The sequence below is a fragment of the Loktanella sp. Alg231-35 genome, from assembly GCF_900143545.1.
Classification (GTDB): Bacteria; Pseudomonadota; Alphaproteobacteria; order Rhodobacterales; family Rhodobacteraceae; genus Yoonia.
On sequence record NZ_FREV01000007.1, the window covers coordinates 141,059 to 153,097 of the forward strand.

The following is a 12,039-nucleotide window of genomic DNA, read 5'->3' on the forward strand; positions in this document are numbered from 1 at the left end:
GGTCCTCTTAGGAGGACCGCCATGACAATCTACACCAGCCCGTTCCCGGACGTACCCGTCACCGATCTAACGATCACGCAGCGGGTGTTCGCAGGCCTCGAAAACCGCCCAGATGAAGTTGTGCTGACTGACGGCCCTTCCGGGCGATCCTTGACTGCGGCGGATTTCATGGATCAGGTCAAACGCATGGCGGGTGGGCTGACCGCGGCAGGGTTTGGCGCAGGGCACACGGTGGCCATCATGGCCCCCAACATCCCCGAATACTGTGTGGTCTTTCATGCGGTGGCATGGGCGGGCGGCACGATCACAACGCTCAACCCGACGTACACCGCGCATGAGGTCGCCCATCAGATCAAAGACGCCAGCGCGGAACTGCTGATCACAATCCCCGATTTCATGGAAACAGCAACAGAGGGCGCAGGCGACATTCCCGTCATCGCGATCGGCACGGCGGAATACATAGGGCTATTCGGCGACGCCATGCCAACCCAAACCCCGGTTGACCTCGATACCTTCACTGTTGTGCTGCCTTATTCATCCGGCACGACGGGCCTGCCCAAAGGCGTGATGCTGTCGCATCGAAATTTGGTCATCAACGTCGATCAATGCATCGTCGCCGCAGATTTCAGACCGGGTGAAGTTACGGCGGCCTTCCTGCCGTTCTTCCACATCTACGGCATGACTGTGCTGATGAACATTCATCTTGGCGGTGGTGGTGCGCTGGTCACGATGCCCCGTTTCGATCTGCCACTGTTCCTGCAAATCAGCCAGGACCACAAATCCAAACGTATGTGGGTTGTCCCGCCAGTGGCACTTGCTTTGGCCAAACACCCATTAATCGATGACTACGACCTCAGCGCGCTGGAGGAGGTCTTCGTCGCCGCCGCCCCCTCCGGTGCAGAACTCTCTGACGCTATCGCCGGACGGCTCGGCTGTACCGCATTACAAGGTTACGGCATGACCGAACTTGCACCTGTCTCCCACGTGGTGCCATCCAAAGCGCCACGCTCTGGCGCGGCAGGTCTCACCGTATCCAACACCCAATGTCGGATCGTGGACATCGATAGCGGCGCGGACCTGCCCGCCGGCGAAGAAGGCGAGCTGTGGATCAAAGGCCCGCAGGTCATGCAAGGCTACCTGAACAACACCAAGGCCACGGCAGAAACGATCACAAAAGATGGCTGGCTGCGCACCGGCGACATCGCGACAATTGACGCGGATGGCTATATGTTCATCACGGATCGGCTGAAGGAGCTGATCAAATACAAAGGCTTCCAGGTGGCCCCTGCCGAACTGGAGGCGACGCTTGTCGCAATGGACGGCATCGCAGACGCCGGCGTCATCGGTATCGCGGATGAGGAGGCAGGCGAGCTGCCCATCGCCTTTGTCGTTGCAGGCGACCCCGCCCCTGCGGAGTTGGCCATTATGGCGCATCTCGACAAACATCTGGCATCATACAAACAGGTGCATCAGGTGCATTTCGTGGATGAAATCCCCAAATCCGCCTCGGGCAAGATCCTCCGGCGGCTTCTGCGTGACAGGATAAATGCCGAATGAAACCGACCACCTCGCGGGCTGCCCGGCGGCTGTCCAAGAAAACGCATAAAAACGCGCCCCTGAGCATCGCCGATCTTGCCGCCAAAGTTGAAAGCGCTCGGCTCAAGGATATTGACACATCGGTGCAAACACGGGCCAAGCGCATCCTGTCGTCCTACCTGCAAACCGCGCAAAGTTACGCCATGCCCGTCAAAGATGTCGTGGCAGAAATGGCCAGCGGTCAGGCGGCATGGCGGTTGGGCCACGCCGTTCGCGATGAGATCAAGAAAGCGCCGTCCGATGTGGTGCACAAAGCCGCTTGTGCAGAAGGCTGCGCCTTTTGTTGCATCCTGTCAGGGGGCGAAGGTGGTCTAATCACCGCATTTGAAGCGACACAGCTGCATGACGCCCTAGAGCCACACCACAGCAAACCCGATGGGCGCGACTGGCACCCAGAGGCTTGCCCCGCGCTGGACCCTGAAACACGCAAATGCCGCGCCTATGACGCGCGGCCGATGATCTGCCGGTCCTTTATCTCGATGAATGCAGAGGCCTGCGAGAAAAACGCGGCTGGCGGTAAGGAACAGGGGGCGGGACTGCTGGGCAGCCACCTCGACTATCTGGTGATCCACGCTTTGTGCAGGCAGGCGCTCAAGGGGATCACGATGGTGCATAGCTACAGTATGGCGGCAACGGCGGCGGGGGCCGTTGGCGGCGATACAGCGACCGACACACTCGCCAAGTCACGGCACAAGCCTAACGCGCTTGACATTGCTTGCCGCGACGGAGCGGCAGCCGCAGGGGTCTAAATCCCCAGCACCATCTGCAACGCCTTCAGCTTCTGGCGCTGTTCGTCAGACCAGTTCGTCCGCCGCCCCCGGAACAATGTCGCCTGCGACGCATGCATCAACCCATCGTCCAAGATCTTTAGCCCATTGGCGCGCAGCGTTTCCCCAGTTGAAGTGATATCGGCAATCGCTTCTGCTGTTTCATTCTTTACCGTGCCTTCGGTCGCGCCCTGACTATCGATCAGTTGATAATCAGCGACCCCATTGTCACGCAAGAACTCGCGGACAAGCCGGTGATACTTCGTCGCAATCCGCAACCGGAACCCGTGGGTTTGGCGAAACGCAGCCGCCACCGCGTCCAGATCGTCCAATGTTGCGACATCAACCCAAGCCTGCGGTACCGCAATAATAAGGTCCGCTCCACCAAAACCCATCCGCGCCAACTCTGCCACGCGGCTATCCCAATTCGCCAGCTTTTCGCGCACAAGATCGGAGCCGGTCACACCAAGATGGATATTTCCAGCGGCAAGTTCCCGCGGGATTTCCCCTGCTGACAACAGAACCAGTTCAACGCCCTCGATCCCCTCAACAGCGCCTGCGTACTCTCTGTCCGAGCCAGATTTGCGCAAGGTGACCCCGCGCGTGCCAAACCAGTCAAAGGTCTTTTCCATCAAACGGCCCTTGGAGGGCACACCCAGCTTCAACATCAGCGCAGCCCCCGCACCAGATCAGGGCGTATCACACCACCCACCGCAGGCGCCGCACGGCCTTGCCCGAGCCTTGCTGTCAGCGCATCATAGCGCCCGCCGGTTGCCACCGGGGGCAGATCGGGCCGATCTGCGGCGTAAAAGCCAAAAACGAACCCGTCATAGTATTCCAGCGACGTGCGCCCGTAGCTGCCTTCAAATTCGAGCGCCGCAACGTCGACGCCCTTGTCGCCCAGCGCCTCTAACCGGGCGCCCAACCGGGCGACCGCATCACCAATCGCTGGCATGTCCACGGCGATATCACGCAAAGCGCTTAGCACGTTGGTGGCTGTTTCGCGCAGGCCCAGAATGGCGTCGATCAATGCCATTTCTTCGCGTGCAATCGGAGCTGTGGCAGCATCAGCACGCAATGCTGTAATCCGCGCCTCAACCTCGGCCTTGCTGCGCCGCCCGATATCCGGCCCGGCCCCCGCAAAAGGATCATCCGCCGCCAGCAGAGCCGCCCGCGCAGGCGGCACCTGACCACTGCCAAACCGCTTCATCAATGCACGAAACCGTCCGGGCCGCCAGATATGGCGAAGCAACGCCGCCTTGCGTGCCTCACTCGTGCGCAAGCCCCGCACTGCGGCCATCAGGATACCGATGTCACCGGTCGCAGCGCGCACCGGCAATCCATCCAGCGCCTCGGCGATGGCCGCGAACACTTCTGCATCCGCCCCCGCTGGGTCTAGCCCGTCAAAGACTTCATAGCCCACCTGCACATATTCATTGGCGCGGGTTTCATCGCTTTCCTGTTTCCGAAACACCTTGCCGGAATAGGTATAGCGGGCGGGATCGGCCTGTGTTTCCATATGCATCTGGACGACCGGAACGGTGAAGTCAGGACGCAAGACCATCTCGCCGCGCAATGGGTCAGAGGTTAGATAAGCGCGAGCGCGAATATCCTCACCATACAAATCCAGCAGAGTGTCGGCTGATTGCAGCACATCTGCCTTGATCACCTGCGCACCTTTGGCGGCAAAGAGATCACGCAGGCGGCGTGCTTCGGTAAGTGTCTCAGAAGAGGTTGGCATCAGCCCTGCCCGTCCAGAATCTCGCGCACCTTCGTCACCATCTGATCACGCGGCACGGCGTATTGGCTGGGGCGGTCTTTCCATTCTTCAAGGGTGGCGTTCTTGGCTATCTCGGCCCCAAGGATCAGGTCTTTGATCTGCACAATCCCTTGGTCAAATTCATCCCCGCCCGCGATGATGGCGACAGGAGAATGACGCTTGTCGGCATACTTCAACTGATTGCCAAAGTTCTTGGGGTTGCCCAGATACACTTCGGCCCGGACGCCCGCATCGCGAAGTTCCGCCACCATCGTCTGATAATCGGCCATGCGGTCACGATCCATCACGGTCACAACAACCGGGCCCTGCGCGGTACTGTCCATCCGGCCTTTCGCACGCAATGCAGCCAGCAAACGATCCACCCCGATCGAGACGCCAGTGGCTGGCACTTCCTGCCTAGTGAACCGCTTGACCAGATCGTCATAACGACCGCCACCCGCAACGGAACCAAAGTTGCGCGGACGCCCCTTTTCGTCTTGGACTTCAAAGGTAAGTTCAGCCTCGTAGACGGGGCCGGTGTAGTAACCGAGGCCACGTACGACTGAAGGATCGATGACAATGCGGTCAGGGCCGTAGCCTTGAGCTTGAAGAAGAAATGCAATTTCCTCCAACTCATCTACACCCTCCATACCGATTTCAGAGTAGTCGATCAGCGATCTCAGGTTTGCTATGGTCTCTTGATTATTCTTACCGATCGACTGCATGAACTTAAGGACATTCCGTGCATCACCAGGCTTCATTCCAACGCCATCAATGAAAGCACCCGATTGATCTTTGCGCCCTGTCGTAAGCAACTGAAGCACGCCATCAGAACCAACCTTATCGTATTTGTCGATGGTTCTGAGAACGGCGTCAGGTGACACGAATTCGATGTCGCTTATCCTCGTTCGCATCATCTCTTCAAAAGTGTTCGGTTGTGGCTTCTTCGGGTTGCTCACAGGCAAACCCTCAATAATACCATTCAGCACCTTGCGGTTATTCACCCGGATCACATAGTCGCCGCGGTCAATCCCCACGGCCTCCAGCGTATCCGACAGCATCGCGCAAATCTCGGCATCGGCGGCCACGGACCCTGACCCGACCGTATCCGCATCACACTGATAAAACTGACGGAACCGGCCCGGTCCGGGCTTTTCATTTCGCCAGACAGGCCCCATCGCATAACGGCGATAGGGTGACGGCAAATCGTTGCGATACTGCGCCGCCACACGGGCCAAAGGCGCCGTCAGATCATAACGCAGGGCGAGCCAATCTTTGTCCTCTTCCCATGCAAACACGCCTTCATTCGGGCGGTCCACATCGGGCAGGAACTTGCCCAGCGCCTCGACCGTTTCCACAGCCGACGTCTCTAGCGCATCAAATCCATAGCGATGATAAACAGCCGCGATCTTGGCAAGCATTTCGGTGCGCTGCGTCACCTCTGCGCCGAAATAATCGGGAAAGCCTTTGGGCGCTTGCGCCTTGGGGCGGGGCTGTTTCTTTTGCTTGGCCATCGGTTCTGGTCCTGCGGTCACTTGTGTTCCCGCGCCGTGTAACCTGCCAATGTCACAGGGGCAATGCAGTCGTATATTTCAGCTCTTTCAAACTGAACGACGACACTACCGATTTCACGAAAGGCGAGCGGAGCAGGTGATGGGTCATGAACGCATCATAGGCCTCCACATCACTACAGCGGATTTTTAGCATATAATCTGCAGTGCCGGAGATCGCATGCGCTTCCATGATCTGCGGGTGGCTTCGAATGACAGAGGCAAAGCCTGAAATCGCGTCCTCGGAATGATCTTCCAGACGGACCGTCGCAAAGACACAAAGACGGGCATCAGAGAGTGCCGGGTCCAGCAAAGCCACGCGCCCCTTGATCACCCCCAGTTTTTCAAAATCTTGCACCTTGCGCCACGCGGTCGAGGTGGCCACCCCTGCAGCTGCGGCAAGATCAGCCAAGGAGGCCGCCGCATTCGCCTGCAATGCCTGCAACAATTGCCGCTCTTGATCAGATAGTTTCATGAATCACCTCATTTCGCTCAGTATCTTGGCAAAAAACTGCGAACCTTCGTCTCATCAAAACAAATTTTTACGTCAGATGACATATAATTATTCGCAAAGGAGCCCACCTATGCCCAAAGATACCACCTATGTCTCTCTCACCCCGGATGCCGACGGGCGCTACCCCTATACGGCAGAGGATGATGCGGTCTGGGGCGCGCTTTACACCCGCCAGATGGATTTCTTGCCGGGCAAGGTGGCGCCCGAATACCTCTCTGGCGTGGATCAGCTGGGCCTGACCGCCGGCAAAACCCCGCAAGTGGCTGACATTGATGCCAAACTACACGCCCTTACTGGCGCCGGCGCCCATGGCGTCGCCGCGATTATCCCGCCGTCGCAGTTCTACGACTTGCTCAGCCAACGCAAATTCCCTGTCGCCACCTTTTTGCGGCGGCGCGAGCATATGGACTATATCGAAGAGCCGGACCTGTTCCACGAGGTGTTCGGCCACTGCCCGATGCTGACCAACCACGCCTATGCCGATTTCATCGAAGGGTTCGGCAAAGCGGCCAAGGCGCTGGGCAAAGGCTATAGCTGGCACATGTTCCGGCTTTTCTGGTTCACCGTTGAATTCGGCATGATCCGCACCTTTGACGGGCTGCGCGCCTATGGCGCTGGCATCGTGTCGTCCCCAGCAGAGGCGGCACATGCGACCGGTGGTGAGGCGCTGATGCAGGATTTCGATTTGCCCACGATGTTCCGTACGCCCTACCGGATTGATATCGTGCAGCCGACCTATTTTGTGATCGATAGCTTTGAACAACTGGCAAGCACTCTGAGTGCCGACTTCAAAGCGCTGATTGACGATGCCAAGTCAAAAGGCGACCTGCCTGCCCTTTTCGAAACCAAGGAAGCCAGCTAAGAAGCGGCATGGCTGATACCACGCACCTCGAAGAACAACTCGCCCACCTCACCCGCACCGTTGAGGAACTGTCAGATATCGTCGCCCGTCAGGAAACCGAATTGGCGGTCGCGCAACGAAGGCTAGCCATGTTGATGGAGCGCGAAGCTGGGCGAGAGATGGAGGCAGGTGGCACGGTGCCGTTGGCGGATCAAAAACCGCCGCATTGGTAAAGGTTGCCGACCGACATTTCTTTTGCCTGTGACAGAGGCGCTAGGCGGTCATGCAATTTCGACCGCAGAACCATGGCCGATCCGCTCGTTTTATTTGCTGCACTTGCTTGGGCCTGCGGACATTCAGCCGACCGTTTTGATCCCCACGTATTTGGCAACCACCCGGTTCACCCTGCTAGATTGGTGTCTCCAACTTCAGGCGTCCTCAACCTCAATCACACCGTTCAACGACCGCAGCGCCCCCTTGATCTGCGGATTGACCGGGAAATCATCACCTAGATCCAAGTCGACCTCACCTGGCAGATCGTTGCCCAACAGGCAGAAATAGACAGGGCCGCGCCCGCCGCGCACCCCATCACGTGCCGCATTTGACAGGATTGAGGCCACCGAACCGATTGCGTCAGGGCCATCAATGAACACACGCAACCCAGCACCCCCAGCGTCCGCAACCATCGCATCAACCGGAGACACCGACCGGCCCAACAATTTCAGTTGGTCGGCCTCTAGTGTCGCTTCGCAGGTCAGCACGATCTGACTGCCGGTTTCCAGATACTCGCGTGCGGTCTCCAACGTGTCCGAAAACATCGTGACCTCATACTGCCCCGTCGGGTCAGAAAGTTGCACAAAGGCAAAGCGGTTGCCGCGCGCTGACTTGCGTTCCTGACGTCCCGATACGGTACCCGCCATTTTGACGACTGCGGCGCCCTTTTCGGCGCGAACCGTGACTTCATCGAGGGTCATCACCTGCTTGCGTTTCAGCGGCCCCATATAGTCATCCAACGGATGGCCCGACAGATAAAAACCAATCGCGCGGAATTCTTCGGCCAGCCGTTCTGCAGGCAGCCAGTCATCCCCGCCGATCAACCGCGGTTCAGGCAAATCCTCGCCGGCGTCACCAAACAGCGAGACCTGATTAGATGACTTCTGGTCATGGATCGCCGCCGAATAGGCCGTCAACGCGTCAAGGCTCAGCATCACGGATCGGCGGTTCGGGTCTAGCACGTCAAAGGCCCCAGCCCGCGCCAGCATTTCCATGGGGCGCTTGCCGATGCGTTTCAAATCCACACGGCGGGCAAAATCGAAGAGGTTCACAAATTCCCGATCTTCGCGCCCTTCGACAATCAGCTTCATCGCCTCGACGCCAACGTTCTTCAGCGCGCCCAGCCCGTAGACCAGCTTTTGATCCTGCACGTCGAATGTGGCCTGAGACCGGTTCACGCAAGGCGGGATATAGTCGATCCCAAGGCCCTTCTTCACCTCTTGAAAATAGACGCCCAGTTTGTCCGTCAGATGGATATCACAGTTCATCACACCGGCCATAAACTCCACCGGGTGGTTCGCTTTCAGCCATGCCGTTTGATAGCTGACAACGGCATAGGCGGCGGCGTGGGATTTGTTGAAACCATAGTTGGCGAATTTTTCCAGCAGGTCGAAAACCTCGCGGGCTTTCTTGGGTTCAACCCCATTGGCCTTGGCGCCCTCCTCGAACTTCGGGCGCTCTTTTGCCATCTCTTCGGCGATCTTCTTACCCATGGCCCGGCGCAGCAGATCAGCCCCGCCAAGGCTATACCCGGCCATGACCTGCGCAATCTCCATCACCTGTTCCTGATAGACGATGATGCCTTGGGTTTCTTTCAGTATGTGGTCGATAGAGGGATGGATCGACTCCAGTTCTTTTTGCCCGTTCTTCACCTCGCAATAGGTCGGGATATTCTCCATCGGACCGGGACGGTAGAGCGCGACGAGGGCGACGATATCTTCGATACAGGTGGGCTTCATGCGCTTGAGCGCATCCATCATGCCGCTGGATTCCACCTGAAACACGGCGGTGGTCTTGGCACTGGAATAAAGAGCGTATGACTTTTCATCGTCCAGCGGGATGGCCCCGATGTCGTATTCGAACCCTTCGGGCGCATCATATAGCTGCGTGCCATCCGCCGCGACATTCAATGGGCGACCAGCCTTGCGGATCAGCTCCACCGCGTTCTGGATCACGGTCAGGGTTTTCAGGCCCAGAAAGTCGAATTTGACAAGCCCCGCTTGTTCCACCCACTTCATGTTGAATTGGGTTGCGGGCATGTCTGAGCGTGGGTCTCGATATAGTGGGACCAGTTCATCCAATGGCCGGTCACCGATCACAACGCCAGCTGCGTGGGTGGATGCATTGCGCAGCAAGCCTTCGACCTGCTGGGCATAGGTCAGCAACCTGTCCACGACCTCTTCGTTCTTGGCTTCCTCGCGCAGGCGCGGTTCATCTGCCAAGGCCTTTTCGATCGAAACCGGCTTCACCCCTTCCACCGGGATCATCTTCGACAGCCGGTCCACCTGCCCGTAAGGCATCTGTAAAACTCTGCCTACATCACGTACCGCGGCTTTGGACAAAAGCGCGCCAAAGGTGATGATCTGCCCAACCTTGTCGCGCCCGTATTTCCCTTGGACATAGCGGATCACTTCTTCGCGCCGGTCCATGCAAAAATCGATGTCGAAGTCTGGCATCGACACACGTTCAGGGTTCAGGAAGCGTTCGAACAGCAGCGAATACCGCAGCGGGTCCAAGTCAGTGATAAGAAGCGCGTAAGCAACCAAAGACCCCGCACCAGAGCCCCGCCCCGGCCCCACAGGAATGCCATTGTCCTTGGACCATTTGATGAAGTCGGCCACGATAAGGAAGTAGCCGGGAAAGCCCATGCCTTCGATGATGCCAAGCTCAAATTCGAGCCGCTTCTCGTATTCGTCCAGCGAGGCCGCATGGGGAATAACAGCGAGGCGCTCTTTCAATCCCTTCTCTGCCTGACGCCGCAATTCTGCGACCTCATCATCGGCAAACTTTGGCAGGATCGGATCGCGTTTGTAGGCCTTGAAGGCGCAGCGTTTGGCGATCTCGACGGTGTTCTCGACCGCCTCCGGCAGGTCGGCAAACAGCGTCGCCATCTCCTGCGGCGATTTCAGATAGTGTTGCGGCGTTAGCCGACGTCGCGGTTCTTGCTGATCCACATAAGCACCCTCGGCGATGCAGATCAGCGCGTCGTGCGCTTCGTATAATTCAGTCTTGGGGAAATACACATCGTTGGTCGCCACCAACGGCAGCCCCTTGGCATAGGCCATTTCAATATGGCCGCGCTCTGACAGGCGCTCCGCGTCAGGCAAACCATCACCCGGATGGCGCTGCAATTCGACATAGAGCCGATCCGGATAGATCACTGCCAGCCGATCCACTAAAGCCTCGGCCTTGGGCCGCTGTCCTTGCTGCAACAGCCGACCAACGGGGCCGTCGGGCCCGCCTGACAGGCAAATCAGACCGTCATGATACTTTGCCAAATCATCCAGCGATACTTGCGGCAACTGCCCCTCTGCGTCCAGATAGGCGCAAGAATTCAGCTTCATCAGGTTCATGTACCCTGCTTCGGACTGCGCCAGCAAAACGATGGGCGCAGGCGCTTCGGGGCGTTTACCCGGTTCGACCTCTAGATATGTCACATCAACCTGACAGCCGATGATCGGCTGTACGCCAGCCTTGGCCGCCCCTTCTGAGAACTCCAGCGCGCAGAACATGTTGTTGCTATCGGTGACGGCCACAGCAGGCATGTCCATCTTGACGGCCATACCGGGCAGTTTCTTGACCGGAATTGCGCCTTCGAGCAGCGAATATTCTGTGTGGACACGCAGGTGAATGAATCGGGGATCAGTGGTCATTTGACCAAGGTAGCGGATGCCCACCGGGCCGCAAGATGCCGAATTAGTTAGCCATATCGCTAAGTGTATTGACAGATTGCAGCGCGACGCTAATACTTAGTGACATGACTAACCAACTTGATTCCTTTTTTGGCGCCATGGCCGACCCGACCCGGCGCGCAGTGATCGAACAGCTTGCCTCTGGGCCTGCCAGTGTCAGCGCGTTGCACGCGCCCCACAAGATGGCCCTGCCCACCTTCATGCGCCACCTTAGGGTGCTGGAAGAAACGGGCATCGTCCGCTCTATCAAGAAGGGCCGTGTACGCACCTGCCATATCGAGGCAGCCCCCCTGATCGAGGCGCAAGGCTGGCTGGCCTGGCAGCGCGAGATTTGGGAAAGCCGGTTGGACAGGTTGGAATCTCTCACCCACGACATAGCCCGTAATGAGGAAGAATAACCCATGCCTTTAGATACTAAATCATTTGATCTGCATCGCACTCTACCGCTGGCTCCTGATCGCCTGTGGCCGGTTCTGACTGATCCTAAGGAGCGCGAAAAATGGAATGGGCCGGATGCCGACACGATGCTGGTCACGGATGTCGCAAACGTCATTGTCGGGGGCATGGACCGGCATCGGTTTGGGCCCGCTGATGCGCCGGAATTTGAGGTTGAAACCCGGTGGTACGACCTGACCAAAGCAGAGCGCGCCGTCTTCTCCGAGACGCTGATTTTCGGTGGCGCGGCCGTCTGCACCAGCCTTGTCACCTATGCGTTGGATGGCAAAGGCACGCAGACAGAGCTGGGAATTACGGTGGCTGTGTCGTCTTTCTCGGGGCCCGAAACACTGGCCGAGGTCGCCCAGGGTTGGGAAGGTGGTTTGGACAACCTAACTGCCTATAGCAAAAGTGTTATTCAGCAAAACTGACCAACAATTTTCAGGTTAATTTCGCACCAGCATTGGCCCTAACTTGCGTCTGTGCAGGCGGCCAATGCCAAAAAAATCTCTTGCCAAACGCTATTTCTGCCGCTTTCATAACCTGCAGCACAAGAGGCAGGTGTCTACGTCGCATCGACATCTGACGATCCTCGCATACTTCGGTAAGGCG

11 protein-coding genes are annotated in these 12,039 nt (G+C 58.0%); 6 read left to right on the plus strand and 5 right to left on the minus strand.

Annotated features, from left to right (window positions below; genetic code table 11):
• Positions 1-21: 21 nt before the first annotated feature.
• On the plus strand, positions 22-1,557 hold the full coding sequence (locus DHN10_RS16670) for an AMP-binding protein (RefSeq protein ID WP_108816476.1): 1,536 nt from the start codon (positions 22-24) through the stop codon (positions 1,555-1,557).
• Positions 1,554-2,345: a YkgJ family cysteine cluster protein gene (locus DHN10_RS16675; RefSeq protein ID WP_108816477.1), complete on the plus strand. Its 792-nt coding sequence runs from the start codon at positions 1,554-1,556 to the stop codon at positions 2,343-2,345. Before DHN10_RS16670 ends, DHN10_RS16675 begins: the two co-directional genes overlap by 4 nt.
• Here the strand turns inward: DHN10_RS16675 and hisG are convergent.
• From hisG to DHN10_RS16695, 4 genes are read right to left on the minus strand one after another with little or no spacing between them, the layout of a single operon-like run.
• Entirely contained in the window at positions 2,342-3,031 is a 690-nt protein-coding gene (hisG, locus tag DHN10_RS16680; protein ID WP_108816478.1) for an ATP phosphoribosyltransferase, read from the minus strand. The two genes, DHN10_RS16675 and hisG, sit on opposite strands and share 4 nt — an antisense overlap.
• Entirely contained in the window at positions 3,031-4,104 is a 1,074-nt protein-coding gene (locus tag DHN10_RS16685; protein WP_108816479.1) for an ATP phosphoribosyltransferase regulatory subunit, read from the minus strand. Before DHN10_RS16685 ends, hisG begins: the two co-directional genes overlap by 1 nt.
• Entirely contained in the window at positions 4,104-5,636 is a 1,533-nt protein-coding gene (hisS, locus tag DHN10_RS16690) for a histidine--tRNA ligase (RefSeq protein WP_108816480.1), read from the minus strand. The genes DHN10_RS16685 and hisS overlap by 1 nt, the downstream gene beginning before the upstream one ends.
• A gap of 52 nt (positions 5,637-5,688) precedes the next feature.
• A complete protein-coding gene (locus tag DHN10_RS16695; protein ID WP_108816481.1) occupies positions 5,689-6,147 on the minus strand; it encodes an Lrp/AsnC family transcriptional regulator in 459 nt (152 codons plus the stop codon).
• Between the two features lie 109 nt (positions 6,148-6,256).
• Here DHN10_RS16695 and DHN10_RS16700 point away from each other — a divergent pair, with 109 nt between their 5' ends.
• Together DHN10_RS16700 and DHN10_RS16705 are read left to right on the plus strand one after the other, a co-directional pair.
• A complete protein-coding gene (locus DHN10_RS16700) occupies positions 6,257-7,048 on the plus strand; it encodes a phenylalanine 4-monooxygenase (RefSeq protein WP_108816482.1) in 792 nt (263 codons plus the stop codon).
• Between the two features lie 8 nt (positions 7,049-7,056).
• Entirely contained in the window at positions 7,057-7,260 is a 204-nt protein-coding gene (locus DHN10_RS16705) for a SlyX family protein (protein ID WP_108816483.1), read from the plus strand.
• A 195-nt stretch (positions 7,261-7,455) separates the two neighbouring features.
• Here the strand turns inward: DHN10_RS16705 and dnaE are convergent, their stop codons facing one another.
• Entirely contained in the window at positions 7,456-10,953 is a 3,498-nt protein-coding gene (dnaE, locus tag DHN10_RS16710; RefSeq protein WP_108816547.1) for a DNA polymerase III subunit alpha, read from the minus strand.
• A 104-nt stretch (positions 10,954-11,057) separates the two neighbouring features.
• Here dnaE and DHN10_RS16715 point away from each other — a divergent pair, with 104 nt between their 5' ends.
• Positions 11,058-11,390: an ArsR/SmtB family transcription factor gene (locus DHN10_RS16715; RefSeq protein WP_108816484.1), complete on the plus strand. Its 333-nt coding sequence runs from the start codon at positions 11,058-11,060 to the stop codon at positions 11,388-11,390.
• A 3-nt stretch (positions 11,391-11,393) separates the two neighbouring features.
• Complete coding sequence (locus tag DHN10_RS16720; RefSeq protein ID WP_108816485.1) at positions 11,394-11,858, plus strand: SRPBCC domain-containing protein; 465 nt, start codon at positions 11,394-11,396, stop codon at positions 11,856-11,858.
• The last annotated feature ends 181 nt before the right edge of the window (positions 11,859-12,039 follow it).